The sequence below is a fragment of the Blautia hydrogenotrophica DSM 10507 genome, assembly GCF_034356035.1.
GTDB classification, from domain to species: domain Bacteria; phylum Bacillota; class Clostridia; order Lachnospirales; family Lachnospiraceae; genus Blautia_A; species Blautia_A hydrogenotrophica.
In genome coordinates, this window is sequence record NZ_CP136423.1 from 1,019,850 (window position 1) to 1,039,980 (window position 20,131).

Sequence of the window (20,131 nt, forward strand, 5' to 3'; positions counted from 1 at the left end):
GGCTATGAACAAGCAGCAAGACGGACTGTAAATGTCCGTTTTGACTGATAGGAAGGGGACGGCGAAATGGCGAAAGAATTTTACGCAAGCAGTGATGTGGTATTTGGAAAAGACGCAGTACATAAGCTTTCGGAAATCTTGAAAGCTTACAAAGCCAAAAGCGTGATGGTGGTATATGGTTCCAGCGTGAAGCGGGTTGGTATTGCTCAAAAGGTTCTAAACGAAGTGGAGAAAGCGCAGGTAAAGATCACGGTTTTTGAGGGCGTGATTCCCAATCCCACCAACGAGGTGGTGGAAGAGGCGGCTGAAATAGCGCGCAGGGAAAACGTCGATGTATTTGTGGCTGTGGGAGGCGGAAGCTGTATTGACTTGACTAAGGCAGTGAATATTTTGATGACAAATGAAGGGCCTATTGGACGGTACGGCGGCATTGGACTGGTAAAAACCCCGGTTCTTCCGCTGATAGCGATTCCTACCACGGCAGGGACTTCCAGTGAGATCACCAACGTGGTGGCGCTGACGGATACAAAAGCTGTCTGCAAGTATGTGATTATTGACAACAAAATCACAGCGAACAAGGTGATTGCAGACCCGGAATTTACAAAGAGTACGCCGCCCTCTGTGACTGCGGCTACGGGAATGGACGCAATCACACACGCGGTGGAGAGCTATATTTCCAATATGGCGACGCCGTTGACAGAGTACCATTCTTTAAAGAGTTTGCAGATTTTTCATAAAAATCTGCCTTTGGCGGTAAAGGATGGTTCTGATATGGCGGCCAGAGAGCAGATGATGCTAGGATGTATTATCGTAGGCTTTGGTTTTTCCAATGCCAATTTGGGACTGGTGCACGGGATTGCTCATACGTTAAGCGCGCATTTTCATCTCGCGCATGGTATGGCAAACGCGGCAGTACTTCCCTATGTTATGGAATATAATGCAGAGAGCTGCCCGGAAAAAATGGTAGAGCTGGCCAGAGCGATTGAGCTGTCGGTGACGGGAAATCTGGAAGAGGATAAATATCTGCTTTCGAGGGAACTTTTAAGGTTGACGAAAGAGCTGCAGATCAAGACGCTGTCGCAGCAGGGGATTGAGGAGAAGGATTTCGAGATGCTGGCGGACGATGTGTTAAAAGAGCCAGTGCTGAATTTTAATCCAAGACAGGGAATTACCAAAGAAGACATACTGTCAATTTTGAAAAAAGCGTTCTGAGACCTTCCTCAGTAAAAAGAGGAATTGGGAGAAGGGAGGATAAAATGGAGATCAAAAAGAAGTGTAGATATGGGGAAAAATTTCCGCACCTGTTTTCACCTATCCGAATTGGGAATATAAGAATGAAAAATCGTATCATCTGCGCGCCTACCAGCCCCAGTATGATTGATTTAAACGGCCATTTTACACCGGAGATGATCGCGTATCTGGAGGAGAAGGCAAAAGGTGGAGCAGGAGTGGTGACCTACGGGGAAGCCATTGTGCATTCAGCCACAGGAAAATCTCACAATAAGCAACTGCAGCTGGATGCTTTTGGTGTGCGTCAGGGTATGACGGAGGCAGCTAGGGCCATCCACAATGCAGGTGCTTATGCGAATATACAGCTTTCTCATGGGGGCATGTACGGTGGCCTGGCCAGTGTGGGTGGCGATGTGGACACCTGTAAGGTGGCCTACGGGCCCAGCCATATGCAGATGCCGGCCGGAGAGGTACAGGAGATGCCAAGAGAGTTAATTTATGAAATTATAGAATCCTACAAAAAAGCGGCAAAGCTCTGCAAAGAGACAGGATTTGACATGGTGCAGGTACATGCGGCCCATGGATGGCTGTTCTCGCAGTTTTTGTCTCCGGTCTGGAACCGGCGTACCGATGAATTCGGCGGTTCCTTTGAGAATCGCGCCAGATTCTTTTTGCTGGCTCTGGACGCGGTCCGGGAAGGCGTCGGACCTCATTTCCCCATCGAAGCCAGAATTTCTGGTGATGATTTTTCGGAGATCGGCCTGAATTTGGAAGACTGCACCAGACTGGCCAAGATGATTGACGGCAGAGTAGATCTGATTAATGTCTCCTGCGGAAATCATGAGGATCCCGCGATGTTCTGCCGAACCCATCCCTCCGCTTTTTTCCCGAGGGGAGTGAATGTGTATCTGGCGGCGGAAATTAAGAGGCATGTGAAAACTCCAGTAGCCTGTGTGGGTTCCCTGAATGACCCTGCGCAGATGGAAGAAATTCTTGCGTCCGGACAGGCGGATGTAGTGGAGCTGGGGCGCGCAAGCCTGGCGGATCCGTATCTGCCGGATAAAGCGGCCTATGGCTGTGAGGAGGATATCACGCCATGCCTGAGATGTTATGAATGCTTTGGAGCTACTGGTGAACTGGAGATGGTAAAATGCGCGGTGAATCCAGTTATGGGCGAACAGCTGGCGGATAGATTTGCAAAGTCTGCACCGAAGCAGAGGAAAAAAGTACTGGTGGCAGGAGGCGGGCCGGCAGGGATGGAAGCCGCCATTACGGCGGCTAAGAGAGGACACGATGTGACCTTAGTGGAGAAGACAGACCGGCTTGGAGGGAATCTGCATCCGGCGGGGGCTGCCTATTTCAAAGAGGATATCCGTAAGCTGATTACTGTGCTGGAAAACCGGGTAAAAGAAGCGGGCGTAAAGGTGGAATTTCATACGGAGGTGACTCCGGAATACGTGAAAGCATTTGCGCCGGACGCCCTGTTTGTGGCCATTGGTTCCAGAGAACTGCGTCCGCCCATCAAAGGGCTGGATGGCGAGCATGTGGTTATGGCTGTTGACGCGGAGCTGCATCCGGAGAAACTGGGACAGAAGCTTATTATTCTCGGCGGAGGCCTGGTGGGTGCGGAAGGTGCGGTAGGCTTTGCCCATGAAGGAAAAGAGTGCGTCATTGTGGAGATGAAGCCGGAGATTGCCATGGAAGTAAATTCTTTTTACCGGGGCGGGTTGATGCCGCAGGTTGAAAAGGCGGCAGTCTGTCATGTGAATACAAAGGTAAAAGAAGTGTTGCCGGAAGGCGTGCTCTGTAAAAGAGACGGGAAAGAGTTTGTGATCGCTGGCGATACGGTAGTTTGTGCGTTGGGATTTGCTTCTCCTTATGACAAGGTGGATGCCCTGGCAGACTTGGTGGACGAATACCATATCATCGGGGATTGCCGGAAGGTAGGAAAAATTTATGACGCTGTAAATAACGGTTATTATTCTGCGCTTCTGGTGTAGGCTTAGAAAAGAAAGGGGACGGATAACTATGAAAAAGCAGATGGTACTATGTACAAAGCTTCCGGAAAAAAGGATGGAAGAGATCAAGGAATTTTGTGATATTACCATTGCCGGGGAATTAAAGCATGGAAAAGGCAATGTGACAGAAGAGATGACAAAAGAAGAGTGTACGGGCTTTGAGATTGTGGTGCTGGGTGATGAGTATGCCGGAGCAGACACGATCCAGACCTGGGCAGAGGCCGGGATGAAATTTATCGGGGCAGCGAAGGGAACTCCGGTTACTGTGGACAATGAAGCGGTCAAAGCCGCGGGATTAAGGCTTTCCTACACACCCGGCAGAAACCGGGTCGCAGTGGCAGAATTTAACATGGGACTTATGATTGCGGCGGCCAGACATCTGACCTTGAGCGCTACGGGGTTGCTGAAAGGAGAGCATACAGGACCGGCTAAGGAAAATATTTACGATGTGCCGGACGTCAAGAACGTCACGTTTGGGCCGCTGGATGAAAAGCATCCTTTTACAGATTATGGAATCGGCTTTGAACTGTATGGAAAGAAGCTGGGAGTCGCAGGCTATGGAGCGATTGGCCGGGAGGTGGCCGTTCGGGCGAAGGCATTCGGTATGGAGATTCTGGCCTATGACCCTTATATGCCGGCAGAAAAGATCGAAGCAGACGGCGCGAAAGCAGTGGATTTGGATACGATGTTAAGGGAGTGCGATATGTTAAGCATTCACCTGCCGGTGCTGGAATCCACGAAGGGAATGGTAAACAAGGAATGGTTTTCTAAGATGAAACCTACGGCCTATGTAATTAACACCGCGCGGGCGGCAGTGATTGATCAGAAGGATTTTATTGAAGCTCTGCGAAATAAAGCGATAGCGGGAGCAGCCGTAGATGTGTACTGGGAGGAACCGGTTCCGGCAAACCATCCGCTGCTGTCCATGCGCAATGTGGTCTGCACCCCTCATATGGCGGGACTTACTACAGATGTGGATAACTGGTCAGGTGAGATGATGGCTCAGGAAGTTTTGGCCTATGTGAAAGGCGAAGAAAGAAAGTATATCTGGAACCGATGACAATTACCGGATGTATGGGCTTTTGATGTATTCGGCGACGGATACGGCAAAAGCTCATACACCAGAAGAAGGGGGACGAAAAATGTCACAGGGAAAAAGCAAAAAAGTAATAGCGGCCGGTCTGCTGGTGATGTCCTTGACCATGGCCTGCAACAGCGCGTTGGCGCCTATCTTGGCAGAAGTAGGGAAATTCTTCCCAGATGCAAGTGATTCTGCGATTCAGATTGTTCTGACACTGATTAATCTAGTTACTTTGCCAGCAATGATTTTGGAGCCGTTTTTGGAATCTAAAATTACCAAGAGAGATATTGCAATGATCGGAACTTTTTTGATGCTGGCGGGTGCGCTGCTTCCGCAGGTATTGAGCTCACAGCTTTGGATGCTGTATTTGTCTAGCATTATCATCGGCGTGGGCCTGTCTTTTGTAGTAGTTACCAGTTCGTCGCTGATTTCGGATTATTTTACTGGCTTGGAAAAATCCAGGATTATGGGTTTTCAGTCCATTTTTGTAAGCATCGGTGGCACGATCATCGCGAAAGGTTCCGGTCTTTTGACAGCAATGGCAGGCTGGAAGAGAGGATATCTGGTCTTCTTAATTGCGCTGCCGATTATTCTTATCATTCTATTGACGGTTCCCAAGGGAGAAACCACTCCAAGGGTGGAAAAAGGAAAAGGAAGCGCAATTTCCGGCAGTATGGTTTATTTTGGCATTCTGTGCCTGATTACCGGGATTTTTGTCGCAACCTTCAACACAAACATTGCCATGTATCTGGACCGCAAGGGAATCGGTGATGCCAGCACGGCGGGTACCGTGGCTGCGATTATGCAGGTAGTGGGTATCCTGGGCGGCCTGGTACTGGGAACGACGGTGAAAATTTTCAAGCGTTTTACCATTGGCGCGGCGATTCTCTTAATGGCGGCGGGTACTGCCATGGTTGGATTTTCCACCAGCTATCTGGTGATTTGTGTCGGAGCGGTCATTGTAGGATTTGGTTTCGCCATCCGAAATCCGGGAGCGGTTACCTTTGCGGCCAATATGGTGCATCCGGCGCAGGCATCGCTGGCGATCGCAATTGTATCGGCAACCTATAACGTCGGCAACTTTATTTCCGCGTATGTGGTCAATGCCATGGCCAGCATTCTGGGCGATGATATCGCCAACCGTTTTCTGGTATCTGCAGCGGCTTTGGTTGTGATCGGTCTAGTGGCATGTATAAAAGCACCGACAACGGATGCACAGGCTCTGGATTCTCAGGGAGAATAGATCTTTCCCTATCGAATTTATGAAAAGCTGCCAGGACGATAAATACAGCATGCCGGTCAGAACACAGTACAACGTTTTGGGGATTTGACAAAAAAAATGTTGTGTAATATAATACATTTAACAAGACAGCCAGTAAGGGAGGATAAGGCTCCCTGCCCTGGTGAATATAATGCTAAGGATTTAGCCGCCTATTCTTTTCTAGAGAGCAGGGCGGCTATTTCTTATGGGTGTATGTAAGGATTGTTACGATTAAACTGGCAGTTGTCAGAATTATCATAAGTATCTCATAATCACTCATAAGCATCCCCTCCTGTCAAGACTCAGGACGGAGAACCATAGCCGTTCTACTGGCTGTCCAGGTAAATCTATTGTTGAGCAAGTATTGCATCTACGATTTGATTTATAAAGATGGGCTGACATTTCTTCTTTTTTAAAGGTGGGAAAACGCTATAAAGACTATTAGAGCCATAGAACATAAACTGTACAGCACAGATTATAGAGGCCAGAAAATTTTATTAGTGTGACTGTAGAATAAAATCTGCAATATGTCAATATAGAAAATAGGAGTTTTCGAAAACAAGGTCACTATTTACTCATATAGTATGTAGCTATCGGTGAAAATTTCCTACTGCTATCCATCGTGGTACCGCAGTTAGCTGATAGCAAAAAAGAATAGCAGTTCAGCTTCCTAACTGAACTGCTTCTATAAAAAATTAATCCCAAGGATGCAGAACCACTTTGATGGCCTCTCCGGTTTTTGTGAGCTGAATTCCCTCATTGATTTTATTCAGCGGAAGAATGTGGGTGATGAACTTTTCGGTTGGAAAGCTAGGAGAGATCGCCAGCTGGTAAGCTCTCTGGGACTGGCTGTAGGAGGCACCGAAATGGCCTTTAATCCAGATGTTGTTGTAATGAATCAGGTTGCAGTCCAGCTCGGTCATGGAGCCCTTTGGCACGCCGCCGAAGAAGACGACCAGTCCGCCTTTTTTTACCATATGAATGCTTTGGGTCTGGGTAGTGTTGGCGGGGGTGGCTGAGATTACCTTATCCGCACCTTTTTGGTTTGTCAGCCGCAGAACGGCTTGAATAGGATCTTCTTTTGAACTGTTCACTGTGACGTCCACGCCGAAGTTTTTGGCCATTTCCAGGCGCCTGTCGTTTAAGTCCAGCATGATGACACGCTGAGCGCCTCTATGTTTTGCGAGCTGTGCCATGAAACATCCGATGGGGCCGGCACCAATGATGACCAGGGTGTCAGGATAGCCCACGTTCACATTTTCCAGGCAGGCGAACACGGAAGTCAGCGGTTCGCCGAGGCTGGCAGCTTCGAAGGAGACATTCACAGGAATTTTGTAGATGCCGCCCCGGCGGATTTTCTCACCGGATACCGCTACGAACTGAGCGAAACCGCCGGTTCCAGCCAGGTGTGCTACTTCTGTGTTAGAGCAGTTTTCACTGTGGCCGCTGATACATTCCTCGCATTCCATACAGTAAGTACCGGGGAACAAAAAGAGCCGTTCACCAACCTGATATTTACTTTCCTTAGGCCCGGTTTCATCCACGATTCCCACAATCTCATGCCCGTAAATAAAAGGATAATTGCCTTTTCTGGAATCGCTGGTCAGGTTGCGGATGTCAGAACCGCAAAGTCCCACGGCCATAATTTTTAAGATCAGACCATCCACTGGGCAGGTAGGCTTTTCCACCATTTCCACGCGGATGTCGTTTGGTCCGTACATCAATGCTGCTTTCATTTCCATAGTAAAAACTCCTTTCGGTTTTTTTGATTTTCTGTCTATGGACTCAGTATAGGTTTCGATGCGGACAAATTCAAATTTAAAATTGCCGTTATATAACGGAAGTAATAATTTTTCCGCTTGCATAAGGAAAATACTGTTTTGAGTTAAACAGAGGATTTTGTTAAGCTTGGTGTAAGGAGAAAAATGTGTAGATAAGAGCACGAAAAATGGAGGAAAATAAGCATGGGAAGAGTGGAAAACTACCTGTTGGGGATGGATTGCGGAACAACGAACATAAAGGCAGTTATTATGGCAGAGGATGGGACGGTTGCTGCGGAGGCTGCCAGGCCCAGCCGTTTTTTAAATCCGGGACCGGATATGCAGGAACAGGATGCTAAGGAATGGTGGGCCAATACGGTGGAAATTTTCCGCCAGATAACGGAACAGGCGGGTGAGGATGTAGTGAAACGTATCCGTGGAATTTCCATCAGTTCCCATACAGTCACGCTACTGCCGGTGGACGTACAGGGAAGACCGCTTCGCAATGCGATTACTTATCAGGATGGGCGCTCTGCCAATGAGCTGCACTATATTGTAGATAAAATTGGATTTGAACGTTTCGTACAGATTGTAGGCGGCCAGCCCTCCGTGGCTTTTATGCCTAATAAAATCTTGTGGTTTAAGAAAAACGAACCGGAGCTGTTTTGCAAGACAAAGGCTTTTTTGCAGGCCAGTTCTTTTATTAATTACAAGCTTACGGGGAACATGACGACGGATATCGACCAGGCATCCCGGACACAGTGTCTGGATATCAGCACAATGGAATGGTCAAAAGAGATCGGGGATGTGATTGGAGTAAACCTGGATGACTATCTGCCCAAGCCTCGGCTGGTAGATGAGATTATTGGCTTTGTCACGGATGAGGCGGCAAAGGAAACTGGTTTGATTGCGGGGATTCCAGTGGTGGCAGGCTGTAGTGATGCCATGGCGGCCATGTATGCTACAGGTATGAGCCGCTTAGGGGAAGCAGGGGAGTCTTCCGGGACGACTTCTTTGGTATTCGTGGGAAGCGATATCAAAAGCGCTCCGGATCTTCCGGTGGTGACGAAGCCCTGCGCCATCAGCGGGATGCCCTGGGTATATGACGCGCCGATTCAGACCAGCGGGGCAGCGCTGAAATGGTTTATAGAGACAATGGCGGCAGAAGAACGGCAGTACGCGAAAGAGCATGATAAAAATATCTATACTTACCTAAACGAGCTGGCTTTGGAGTCAAAGCCGGGTGCCGGCGGTGTGTTCTTTTTCCCATATCTGCTGGGCGAGAGAGCGCCTCTGTGGAATGAATATGCCAGAGGGATGTTCATCGGCATGGGAATGGAAATGAAGCGGGCGGACTTGGTACGGTCGGTATTTGAAGGTACTGCCTATGCCCTGCGCCATGTGATAGAGACAGTGAAGGAGTCAGGGGCGAAAGCGAAGGTGCTGCGGATCTGTGGCGGAGGGGCAAAGAGCCGTACTTGGTCACAGATTAAAGCGTCTATGCTGAAAATGCCTGTGTATTTGCTGGATGAAAAGTCCGGCGACGTACCAGTGGGCGATGTGTTTATCGTGGGAAATAAGGTCGGAGTATTTCCAAATTTGACAAAAGCAGTAGAGCAGATTGTCAAGGTAAATGAGATCATACAGCCTGTGGACGAGTGGGTACAGGCGTATGATAAGTTATATCCTTATTATGTGGAGATGTATCAGCATTTGGATGGAGATTTAAGGAGACTCAAAAATATGTTGGACTGCATGGGGAAATAGGAGAAACCACGCTGCCGTGCTTAGCACCCAGCGTGGTTTGTTTTGTCATAGGAAAGACCGTGTCACGCTAGTGTGTGAAAGCTCTTTCCTATGACAGAAACTCTTTGCGAAGGATGTACACCGCAGTAAGGTAGTGCACTGCAAAGTGAGCTGCACCCCTCAAAGATTGGGGAAATGGGGAGTTGAAGTGGGCTTGCCCACTTTGCTCATAAGTCATTGATGGTATCCACGATCACCAGGTTACGGATGCGTCTTGTGGGTCCAAGAATGGAGAGCAGTACGGACAGTAAAACGACCGAGAGGATCACAAGCAGCGCAAAGACAGGCAGAGTCCAGGCATCGCCCCAGCGGAAGGAGACCAGCCGCTGAAAGAGAAAACGGTTCAGCGGGAGTCCGGCTGCGCAGCCGGCGAGAATTCCACAGAATCCGTAGGTCATAGCCTCGGCCGCTACCATTTTTGTGAGCTGCCGGCTGCTCATTCCGATTGCACGCATGGAGCCATACTGCTGGATTCTGGAGGTGACGCTCAGGGCAATGCTGTTGACGATGTTGAAGACAGAGATCAAAGCGATCACCACCAAGAAACCGTAGATGAACAGTGCGCAGGAGTAGAAAGCTCCAGTGGTCTCCTGATTGCTCAATCTGAGGTCGGAAAAGGAAACGCCTTCTGGGAGCAGAGTGCGAAGCTCTTGGACATCTTCGTCTGAGGCTTCTTTTTTTAGCTGAACATCTATGACAGAGTAGCCGTTCTTTCCCGTCAGCTCCAGGAACAGCGGTTCTGAACAGATTATGGTCGGTGTCCCGTCCATGGAGTGAAACGGGTAGGAAGACACCACTCCGTCCACAGAGAACTCTTTTGAGGAGTCTGCATTCACAGAAAACGTGCTGTGAAGCGTCAGCGGATTATCCTGGGAATAGACCGTGAAGATCAAGGATCTTTCCACCTTGGGTTGTTTCGTTTCTCCTTCCAGCAGGGCGTCTTTGGCCCATTGAAGCTGATGTTCTTCATAGGAGACCAGATTGACAGCAAGGTCTTTTCCCTTTGTTCTGACTGTCAGGTTTGAAGAAATACTCCGTCCATAAACTCGTTTGACAGCCGGATGTTCTGCTATCTGACTAGCTAGATTTTTTGAGATGGTGAGACTGCTGTCGTCGCTGGAAATGGTCAGATCCGGGGCATAGGGTTTTAATGGGTTAAAGGCATGGTTTAAGAAACTGACGGCGGGACTGAAAGCTAGGAACAGGATGATACTGAACGCAAAGGAACCAGCCATCAAAATCAAGTTCTTTTTGCTCCCTGCCGCATGGTGGATGCCAAGGGCGATTTCCACAGAAAAAAGCCGGGTGCTCGCAGATTTGTTAGAAGGCTGGGCGAAGGCGTGAGTATTGCCACTGACGGCGGTCAAAGGGGACACCCTCGAGGCCTTCTTTGCGGGGGAAATCGCGGCCAGCAGGACCGTTATCAGCCCAATGGACAGACCGAGAATGAGGCTGGCCCAGCTGACACTGAAGGCAGGCATCTGCAAAAAGAGGCCGGGGCTTAGGAATCTGAGCATAGCGCACAGTCCCCAGGTCACGAGGATGCTTGCCGTAAGGCCTAGAAAAACTGCGGTTTTGCACCAGCAGAGCGCTTCCCGTATGACAAAACGCCGGATTTGTTTTGATGTCGCGCCCAGACAACGCATCAGGCCAAAGAATTCAATTCTCTGGGAGATATTGCTGTTCAGGCTGCTGGTGATCATCAAAATGCCGGCGACCATCACCAGGAAGGCGAGAACGGCGGCAGTCAGATATAACTGAAGCATATAAGAGTCGTTGCTTTGGAACATCATAGCCAGAAGCTTCGTATTTTGTGTGATCTGTTTCTCGTAGAGGCCAAACTGTGTCTGAATTTCAGAAATTTCTTTTTGAATGTTGCAGTAAGGGGTGAACTGGACATAGTAGACACTGTCGGAGGCCAGGGTGTCTTCTGAAAAAAACTTCTGGTAGCCGGAGGTGTTGAAAAAAAGGCCGAAGGCGTCATGCTTTGTCAGCATGGAAGTATTTTTTGTAAAGCCGCAGACCGTGAGAGTCAAGACGCGGTCAGGAGTTTTCAAAGACAAGGTGTCACCGATTTGTATGCCCAGCTGGTCTTTCAGGCTTTCTGTGGCTATGACTTCGTTGTCCTTGACCGGATAGGTTCCTTGGGTTGTCTTGGCCACGGGAAAAAGCTCAAGGAAGGATTTGTCAAAACCGCACAGAACGGTCTGCGTGCCGGAAACGGTGTACCCCATGTCGAGGCCGTAGTTTGTCACTCCGTACCAGGAGATCTCTTGAATTTTGGGGCGTGCGGACAGAAGCTGACCTTCCTCCTCCGTGAGTCCTGCGAAGCACGCATGCCACTTTCCATCAGACTGTATGGCCTGGTTTTTTTCCGTTCGAATCTGCATGTCAGCCATGCTGAAGATGACCGTGACGAGAAAAACTGCCAGAAAGATGCAGGCCCGGGTCATACGGCTCTGTCTTCGATGTACCTTTTCCGAAATAGGAATCAAATCAAGATAATGTTTCATTTTCAAGCCTCCCCAGATCTCTCAGAATACCGTCAGTGACATTCAGAACATGGTCCGCGCCGGCGGCTAGGTTTGCGTTGTGGGTAATCATCAGGACGGTCTGTTGGTAACGGCGGGAAGCCTCTAAGAGCAGCTCCATTACATCCTGGCTATTTTTGGAGTCCAGGTTTCCCGTGGGCTCGTCTGCCAATATCAAGGCGGGCCTTGTGATAAGGGCCCGGCCGATAGCCACCCGCTGCTGCTGGCCGCCGGATAGCTGACTGGGAAGATGGTGCCGGCGGTCGAGGAGTCCAAGCAGGCGAAGAATCTCATTTACCTGTTCTTTGTCAGGTTTTTGATGGTCTAAAAGCAGGGGAAAGATGATATTCTGTTCCACATTTAACTCGGAGATCAGGTGAAAGGACTGAAAGATAAATCCGATGTTCTGTCGCCGGTAGATCGTTCTTTTGGTTTCATCCATGGAGAAGAGATCTTCTTTGTCCAGGTATATTTTGCCGGAAGTGGGAACGTCCAGTCCGCCAATACAGTTTAGCAGAGTACTTTTTCCTGAGCCGGATTCTCCGACAACGGCTGCGAATTCCCCCTTTTGCAGAGTGAAAGACACATTTTGCAGGGCTTTGATCTGGATGGCCCCTGTGTGATAGGTCTTGCAGAGTTTTTCTACTCTCAGTATTTCCATAGTTTTGCGCTTCCTTTCTTGAATCGTTGTTCTGAACTAAGAGTAACACGTTCCGCTTACATTCCGGTGAATTTGAGCTTACGGTTTTGTAAGGAAGGACATTGTGAAGGTGGTTCCTTCCCCGGGATGGCTCTGGACGGAGAGAATTCCGCTCTGGCCTTCCACGATTGCCTTGGCCAATGGAAGCCCCAGACCGATGCCCTGGCTGTGGCTAGGAGTCTGGCTGCGGTAAAAACGCTTAAATATGTGATGGATGTCTTCAGGGGGAATTCCGCAGCCGTCGTCTGACACAAGAATTCTGGTTGTGAGAGAGGTATTCTGCCAGGTGATTCGTATCGTGCTACCTGAAGAAGTGTGTTCCAGAGCATTTTTAACCAGGTTTGCGAGAGCCTCTTTTGTCCACAGAGAATCGCACAGCAGATAGGCGTCTGAGGGGCCTTCCATCAGAAGCTTTTTATTTTCTGAAGCGGCTTGGGTCCGAAATTCCTCTGTGGCCTGCGCAGCCAGAGAGGAAATGTTACAGGGCTTGCTCTCAAAGGAAATGCTGTCTGCGTCCAGGCGGGCGATTTTCAGGAGTGTCTGGATGAAATTTTCTATTCTGGACAGGGAACGCAACGCTTTCTCAGAAAATTTTCGTACGGTGCCGGGATTCTCTGTCTCATTTTGCAGAATCTCTAGGTACATGCTGAGGGCGGATAGTGGCGTCTTCAGCTGATGGGAGATGTCGGAGATGGTCTGTTTGAGAAATTCTTGGGATTTATGTTCCGCTTCGTTTTGAGAATAGAGGGCCATGGCCAACTGGTCAGCCCGGGTGAACATCCGATAGAGGGCGCCCGGCTGGTTTCGGGGAAGCCGGACGCTGAAGTCTCCGGCAGCGAATTTGGAGAGGATATCTGCCGCCTGGGTATAGAGCCGTTCCCTCCTAGAAAGATGGAAAAAGGAGACGGCCAGCAGGATGGCAGTCAGCAGCATAGCGCAGACACCAAAGGTCAGGAACCAGGCAGAGCTCTTATCTGTGGAGGCAGTAAGCCAGATGGGAGTGTCCTTAGAGTGTCCAATTTTGGTGAGAAAGCTCAGACCGCTTTTCGTTACTTCGGTGTTTTTAAAGGCAGTAGCTAGAGCAGTTAGAGGCACTCCCTGTTCTGTCAAAGAAGAGGCAATGGCAGCCTCCCGCTGTGCAATGGCTTCCCCTAGCAGCTGCGTCTGTACCCAGCCGCCCAGAAATGCGAGGAAAACTAGAATGGCAGAAAACACTGCCAGAAATAAAAAGTAACCGCGGGTCTGCCGTTCGTTCAGGGGATTCATGATTCTGCCTCCTTCCATTGATATCCGAATCCTCGGACTGTTATCAGGTGTTCCGGATGAGAGGGGTCCTGTTCTAATTTTTCCCTGAGCCGTCGGATGTAGACAGACAGAGTATTGTCGTCGATAAAGCTGCCGTTGCCGTCCCACAAAACATCCAAAATTGTGCTGCGGGCAAGAATTCTCCCAGAATTTTTAACTAGGAGACACAGCAGGCGATACTCTGCTCCGGTGAGCTCTAGGGGGACTCCATTCAATGTAGTTTTGCTGGCAAGAAGATCAATGGTCAGAGGACCTGAGAGCAGCAAATCGGGGTTGGAATGGGAAAAATGAGAACTTCTTCTCAATAGGGCACGGATGCGGGAACACAGCTCTCCGATTCGGAAAGGCTTGGTGATGTAGTCGTCGCCTCCGCTGTCCAGGCCGCGGATGATGCTGGTCTCTTCGTCGGCAGCCGTCAGAAAGATAATCGGTGTCAGGTTGCCTGTTTTTCTGAGCTCCTCGCAGATTTCAAAGCCTGTACCGTCAGGTAGAGATACGTCCAGCAGCAGGAGCTCATATGGCTTTGGCAGGGAGCAGCCGGCAGTATTTTTCTGGTCTGCCAGCAGCCGCCTCGCACTGTGCACCGTCCGCGCGACATCCAGTTCAAATTGGTTTTTCTTGAGAGTATAGGTTAAGCCTTCGATCAAATCTTCATCGTCTTCTAAAAGGAATAGTCGGTTCAAGTGAAATCCCCTCCTGTAGTTATCTGATATTATAAAAGTTTAGGGTGCCCTTCGTGTATAGGGGCACTGTCTTATTATAGCACAGAATCTTTGTTTTTCTTCCAGGCTTACAGAAATGTAAGGTGTTAAGGAAGAGAAAATAGTGCAAGAATCGAGAAATTCTGTTCCTATATTAGAAATACTTTATTTGAGATAATGGTTTTAGAAAAAGGAACCGAATCAGAAGTTGATAAAGAAAAGGAGGGGCAACATGGAGAAAAAACGGAAAAAATTACATTTTTCTGTAAAGGTGCTTATTGGATTGGGTTTGGGAATTGTAATCGGTATTATTCTTCAGCCGTATGCGGATTTTGCTTCCACGTTTATACAACCATTTGGAACGCTGTATTTGAATGCAGTGAAGATGCTGATTGTGCCATTGGTTTTTTGCTCTTTGGTGATGGGAGCTTGTGGTCTGGGAGATGTAAAAAAATTCGGCAGGATTGGCTTGAAGACCATGGGAATTTATCTTTTGACTACGTTTTTTGCAGCATCTATCGGTGTGATTTTAGGTAATTTGACGGATGTGGGAACAGGACTTGATCTGAAGACAGATGTCGCGGTTGAAGCTGTGGAGACACCTAATTTCGTGGAGACATTGACGAATATAATCCCGTCTAATCCTATTCAGGCTATGGCAAATGGAGACATGCTCCAGATCATTGTATTTGCTCTATTCGTAGGGGCAGGAATTGTTATAGTAGGGAAAAAGGCAGAGCCCGTAAAGGGGTTTATTGATGGTTTTTCAGACATCATGTATAAAATCACAGATATCGTTATGAGTTTTACTCCGTATGCGGTGTTTGCCTTGATTACCCCGGTGATTGCGTCTAACGGAAAAGAAGTTCTGCTCCCGCTTTTGAGCTTTGTATTGGTGGTGTATGCTGGGCTGGTTCTACATTTGATTTTGATCTATGGCATGGGAATCCGGTTTGGCGTAGGTATGAATCCACTGGAATTTATGAAAAAAAGCTGGGAGGCAATTATCATTTCTTTTTCTACCTGTAGCAGTTCAGCGACTCTTCCTGCCACCATGCAGTGTGGAAAAAGGTTGGGTATTCCGCTTCCGATTCGCAGCTTTACTCTTCCACTAGGGGCTACGGTGAATATGGATGGCGGAGCGATTTACCAGGGCGTGACAGCGATTTTTGTGGCGAATTTATTTGGAGTGGATTTATCGCTCACAGAGGAAATTCTGATTATTGCCACAGCAGTTTTAGCTTCTGTCGGAACTGCAGGGGTGGCTGGAGCAAGCATTATTATGGTAAGTGTGGTTTTGACTTCCGTAGGGCTTCCTATGGAAGGCGTAGCGATTGTGGCCGGTGTAGATAAATTGATTGATATGCCCAGAACTTCTGTGAATATTATTGGAGATTTGATGTGCTCCGCCATTGTGGCAAGAAGTGAAGGGGAGCTGGATGCGAAGAAGACAATGCTTGAAGAAAGCGTCTGATATTAACATTTTATAAGGAGGAGTGTACCTATGTACATGGATGGAAGTTTTGAACTCATTCGAGAATTTGACCCGGAGATCGCACAGATGACTGTGGAGGAAGAAACGAGGCAGATGAACACGCTGTGTCTGATCGCCTCAGAAAATTATGCGTCTCCAATGACACTTGGGATGGAGGGTACTGTTTGGGCAAATAAAAATGCGGAAGGCTACCCTGGACGGCGCTTTGCCGGAGGCTGCGAACTGGCAGACCGGGTGGAGAGGTTGGCAGTAAAACGGTGCAAGGAACTTTTTGGCTGTGAGTACGCGAATGTCCAGTCGATGAGCTCCACTCTCTCCAATGTGGCAGTTTTGCGTGCACTTTTAAAGCCGGGAGATATGATATTGTCCATGGAGTTAAATCAGGGAGGACATTTGAGTCACGGAGCAAAATTCCACTACAGTGGGAAGAGCTATCAGGTGATTCAGTATGGGCTGAATCCCAAAACAGAGGTGATAGATATGGAACAGGTGGAGAGGCTGGCAAAGGAACACAGACCAAAACTGATTATCTGTGGGACCTCTTCTTATCCTCTAAAGGTGGACTACAAGAGATTCGGAGAGATTGCCAGAGAGGTCGGTGCCTATCTGATGGCGGACATTGCTCATCCTGTGGGTTTGATTGCGGCGGGAGTTATCCCATCTCCGATTCCCTATGCGGATGTGGTGACCACCTCCACGCATAAGACTTTTCGGGGGCCGAGAGGCTGCGGAATCATCATGTGCAAAGAAGGGCTGGGAAAGAGGATAGATCAGCAAATTTTTCCAGGAATGCAAGGGGCGCCAAAGATGGACATGATTGCGTCTAGGGCGGTGCTGTTTAAAGAGTGTATGACGCCTGAATACAGAGCCTATCAGCAGCAGGTGGCGAAGAATGCCGAGGCGCTTGCAGATGAACTGAAAAAGTGCGGGCTGCGTCTGGTGGCTGGCGGTACGCAGACCCATCTGGTGTTGGTGGATGTGCGAGGGTTGATTTCTACGGGGCGGCAGGCAGAGGAAGTGCTGGAATCTGTGGGAATTGTGGTAAACAAGAATATGATTCCTTATGACCCTCAGCCGGCGAACCTGGCCAGCGGTATCCGAATCGGCAGTCCGGCACTGACGACTCGAGGGTTTAAAGAAGAGGATATCCGGGAGACTGCTAGACTTCTGGCAGAGACGCTGAAACACTGTGACAATCGGGAAAAATTACAGGAGATCTCCGCAAAAGTGAGGGAGAAAGCTATGAGGTATCCGATGTTTGCAAAAGAGTGGATTTCGGCCTAAAGTTTGGAGAATAGTGCAAAAATTAGAAGATTTTGTTCCTAGATATTCGAATTTGGGTTTGCTATAATGACCAAGTGTAATTCGTTATTTTAGAAGCAAAACGGACTGCCGCATAGGCAGTTCGTTTTGTAATATATACGAGAAAATGTGTAACTATTCAGCCATGCGGCTGATAAGAGCAAAACTCCGGAGCAAGTTTACTTGCAGAGGAGTTTTGCTCTTATCAGGCGTATGGCGTAGCCATAAGCGAGGATTTAGCCGCATATGCGGCGATATAAGCTGTTATGGCTGAATAGTTACGAAAATGTACAGAAAAAGATGAGTATTTGTAGGCAGTACAGAAGAAAAGCCAGGACAGTCAGGAGGCAGGTATGGGGAAAATTCAGAAGTTGGACTGGGGAGTGATTGAGTGGATTTATGAGCCGGAACAGGGGTCGTCAGATCACCTGAAGGTGGGAATCAGTGTGATGTATCCGAAGGCGTTTCAGCCGCGTCATATTCATTACGGAGACGAGCAGTTTATGTACATCATAAGTGGTCATGGGTGGCAGAAAATCGGGGAAGAAAAATGTTCGATAGAACCTGGGAAATATTTTCATATCTCTGCGGGAATGGACCATGAGACATTTAACACAGGTACGGAACCTATCGTGAAACTGTTGATTTCTCTGCCTGCGGTGTTCATGCCTCCGAAGGTAGCGCCAGATACCAGAGAGAAAACTCGAAAGATGGAGAGTATTGACAAAAAGGAGTTTTTAAAGGAGACGGTCAAAGAACTACTGCGCCATAATTTAAAACCCTTGAGGGTGCCGTTGTCTATTTTTGATGAGAACCATAACCCGGTCTATACGAACCAGAAATTTCCGCAGTACTGCAAAAAATGCTGCCAGATTGAAGAGAAGCTGGAAAATTGTGAGGTATACCGCCATCTGCCCACCTTTATGCCTCCTTATTGGGAAGGAGCTTCCGCCTATGTCTGTCGACATGGGCTGTCTTTGTATGTGCTGCCCATTGTGTATGAGCAGGAATTATTGGGTTTTATCAAGACGGGACATATCCGCACCAGCTTAGGCAGGGGGGAGGAGGACAGATTGCTGTTCAATGTTCCGGAGAGTACGGCCAACGGAATGGTGAATATGATTCATAATATCGCGGAGTCTATTTGCAGTCACTACCAGTACTGCCGGATGCAGGTGAAATTAAGTGAGAATGCCAGAGTACTGTCAGACAAAACCAGAGAGGAATACAGACTGCAGGGCAGGTTAAAGACCACTTGTGATAAGATACTGAATCTGCAAATCAATCAGCATTTTTTGTTCAATACCCTGAACACGATTGCAGGTATGGCTGTCAAAGAGAATGCTCTGAACACTTATCAGGCAGTGGGGGACTTGGCACAGTTGTTTCGCTATACATTGAGGGAAAACAGTCCTTTTGTGGCGTTAGCAGATGAGATCAGTTATGTGCGCAATTATACGAATCTTCAAAAGCTGAGGTTCAAAGATCAGTTGGAGGTAGTCTATGAAATTCCGCAGGAGCTGATGGAGTCTCAGGAAGTTCCATTTAATTTTTTGCAGCCCATTGTGGAGAACTGTTTTAAACATGGTTTTTTGGACCGTACCAGAAAGATGAAAATTGAAATCCGGGCCTACAGCGAGGCAGGACAGTGTTTGATTCAGGTAAAAGACAATGGCTGCGGAATCCCAAAGGAAACCATGAAACTTTTGAGGGACAAGATCGAGCGGGGCAATGAACCCCATGGAACCTCAATGGTTGTCCGTAAGCTTCAGTCAGTCTATGGAAATTCTTTCTGGTATGATGTGAAGTCTAAGGCAGGGGAAGGCACCGAAGTGAGCATACGGATCATAGCATCAGGAGGGGAGAGTAGATGAAACGGGTACTGTTGGTAGACGATGAGCAGGCCTCCAGCGAGATCATACGTTTTCTGATTCATAAAAACAGATTCCCGCTGGAGATTATCGGTGAGGCTCGTAACGGAAAAGATGCGGTGAGAAAGATTAAGAGATGGATGCCGGATCTTGTGTTTCTGGATATTGAGATGCCGGGGCTGAACGGTTTGGAAGTGATGGAAAAGATCAATGAGGAGGTAAACCATAAAATTGATTTTATTATCATCACAGCGTTTGACACTTTTACCTATGCTCAGCAGGCACTTCGTCTGGGAGCCAAGGATTTTTTGCTGAAACCAGTCATGTATGAGCAATTTTGTGAGACGATGAAAAGAGTCGTAGGCTACGGATACTGTGACAATCCCTTTTTTAATCAGTTGATGGAATATATTGACGAACACTATATGGAGGAGCTTAACTGTGCGGACTGTGCCAGGAAGTTTCATATGAGCCAGAGCAATATAGCCAGACTCTGTAAAAAATATTTAAACATGAGTTTTACGGAATTCTATAATGATGTGAGAGTGAGAAAGGCAAAAGAGATGCTGGAAGAGGGAGTGCCGATCAAGGACGCTGCGGCCAGTGTAGGATACCGCAATCTGAATTATTTTTACAGAATCTTCAAAAAAAAGTATCAGGTTCCTCCGAAGGAATATATTCAAAGAAAATTCAAGAAGGATTGATCTGTGGAATAAAGTGAGAGATTAGTTAATAGTTCCAAAGCAGGTCAGATGGGATAATAAAGGCATGAAAAGCATACTTTGAATCCCTAGTGGAAGGATAAAATAGAGTGAGTATTCAAGAAGGGATTTAGAAGAGAAATCTTTTAAATTCCTTTTTGTTCTGTTATAGGAAAGACATTGTCACGCTAATGTATGAAAAACCTTCCCTATAACAGAAACACTCCGCTAAGGATGCGCACGCCGCAATAAGGTAGGGCACGCAAAGCGGTGTTGCGGCGACGCGCGAAGTAAGTTGCGCCCCTCAAAGATTGAGGGAATGAGGGAGTTGAAGTAGGGGTGTCCACTTTGATTTAGAAAAGGAGAAGA

At 48.1% G+C, this 20,131-nt stretch carries 14 protein-coding genes; 9 read left to right on the top strand and 5 right to left on the bottom strand.

Annotation, left to right across the window (positions count from 1 at the left end):
- Positions 1-66 precede the first annotated feature (66 nt).
- The 4 genes from BLHYD_RS04885 (at position 67) to BLHYD_RS04900 (ending at position 5,572) form a co-directional block, all read left to right on the top strand.
- Positions 67-1,212 (top strand): iron-containing alcohol dehydrogenase family protein, encoded by a 1,146-nt coding sequence (locus tag BLHYD_RS04885; protein WP_005949471.1) that lies wholly within the window; start codon positions 67-69, stop codon positions 1,210-1,212.
- A 44-nt stretch (positions 1,213-1,256) separates the two neighbouring features.
- Positions 1,257-3,230: an oxidoreductase gene (locus BLHYD_RS04890; RefSeq protein WP_005949474.1), complete on the top strand. Its 1,974-nt coding sequence runs from the start codon at positions 1,257-1,259 to the stop codon at positions 3,228-3,230.
- Positions 3,231-3,258: 28 nt separating this feature from the next.
- Complete coding sequence (locus BLHYD_RS04895) at positions 3,259-4,308, top strand: 2-hydroxyacid dehydrogenase (RefSeq protein WP_005949476.1); 1,050 nt, start codon at positions 3,259-3,261, stop codon at positions 4,306-4,308.
- Positions 4,309-4,390: 82 nt separating this feature from the next.
- Positions 4,391-5,572: an MFS transporter gene (locus BLHYD_RS04900; protein WP_040350655.1), complete on the top strand. Its 1,182-nt coding sequence runs from the start codon at positions 4,391-4,393 to the stop codon at positions 5,570-5,572.
- A 713-nt stretch (positions 5,573-6,285) separates the two neighbouring features.
- On the opposite strand, the gene BLHYD_RS17405 is transcribed toward BLHYD_RS04900, so the two are convergent.
- Positions 6,286-7,332: a zinc-binding dehydrogenase gene (locus BLHYD_RS17405; protein WP_242648399.1), complete on the bottom strand. Its 1,047-nt coding sequence runs from the start codon at positions 7,330-7,332 to the stop codon at positions 6,286-6,288.
- A gap of 222 nt (positions 7,333-7,554) precedes the next feature.
- On the opposite strand from BLHYD_RS17405, the gene BLHYD_RS04910 reads away from it, so the two are divergent.
- Positions 7,555-9,117 (top strand): xylulokinase, encoded by a 1,563-nt coding sequence (locus BLHYD_RS04910; RefSeq protein WP_005949483.1) that lies wholly within the window; start codon positions 7,555-7,557, stop codon positions 9,115-9,117.
- A gap of 206 nt (positions 9,118-9,323) precedes the next feature.
- Here the strand turns inward: BLHYD_RS04910 and BLHYD_RS04915 are convergent, their stop codons facing one another.
- The 4 genes from BLHYD_RS04915 to BLHYD_RS04930 all read right to left on the bottom strand — a co-directional run bounded on the left by BLHYD_RS04915 (position 9,324) and on the right by BLHYD_RS04930 (position 14,375).
- Positions 9,324-11,669: an ABC transporter permease gene (locus BLHYD_RS04915; protein WP_005949485.1), complete on the bottom strand. Its 2,346-nt coding sequence runs from the start codon at positions 11,667-11,669 to the stop codon at positions 9,324-9,326.
- Positions 11,653-12,348, bottom strand: a complete 696-nt coding sequence (locus tag BLHYD_RS04920) for an ABC transporter ATP-binding protein (RefSeq protein WP_005949487.1) — start codon at positions 12,346-12,348, stop codon at positions 11,653-11,655. The genes BLHYD_RS04915 and BLHYD_RS04920 overlap by 17 nt, the downstream gene beginning before the upstream one ends.
- A 78-nt stretch (positions 12,349-12,426) precedes the next feature.
- Entirely contained in the window at positions 12,427-13,653 is a 1,227-nt protein-coding gene (locus BLHYD_RS04925) for a sensor histidine kinase (RefSeq protein ID WP_005949489.1), read from the bottom strand.
- Positions 13,650-14,375 (bottom strand): response regulator transcription factor, encoded by a 726-nt coding sequence (locus BLHYD_RS04930; RefSeq protein ID WP_005949491.1) that lies wholly within the window; start codon positions 14,373-14,375, stop codon positions 13,650-13,652. The genes BLHYD_RS04925 and BLHYD_RS04930 overlap by 4 nt, the downstream gene beginning before the upstream one ends.
- Positions 14,376-14,625: 250 nt before the next feature.
- Between BLHYD_RS04930 and BLHYD_RS04935 the strand changes: the two genes are divergently transcribed.
- From BLHYD_RS04935 to BLHYD_RS04950, 4 genes are all read left to right on the top strand, one after another.
- Positions 14,626-15,867: a dicarboxylate/amino acid:cation symporter gene (locus BLHYD_RS04935; RefSeq protein WP_005949493.1), complete on the top strand. Its 1,242-nt coding sequence runs from the start codon at positions 14,626-14,628 to the stop codon at positions 15,865-15,867.
- Positions 15,868-15,897: 30 nt separating this feature from the next.
- A complete protein-coding gene (locus tag BLHYD_RS04940; RefSeq protein WP_005949495.1) occupies positions 15,898-17,172 on the top strand; it encodes a serine hydroxymethyltransferase in 1,275 nt (424 codons plus the stop codon).
- Between the two features lie 371 nt (positions 17,173-17,543).
- The gene (locus BLHYD_RS04945) at positions 17,544-19,064 is read left to right on the top strand and encodes a histidine kinase (RefSeq protein ID WP_005949497.1); all 1,521 of its coding nucleotides are present in this window, start codon (positions 17,544-17,546) and stop codon (positions 19,062-19,064) included.
- Positions 19,061-19,765, top strand: a complete 705-nt coding sequence (locus BLHYD_RS04950) for a response regulator transcription factor (RefSeq protein ID WP_005949498.1) — start codon at positions 19,061-19,063, stop codon at positions 19,763-19,765. The genes BLHYD_RS04945 and BLHYD_RS04950 overlap by 4 nt, the downstream gene beginning before the upstream one ends.
- The last annotated feature ends 366 nt before the right edge of the window (positions 19,766-20,131 follow it).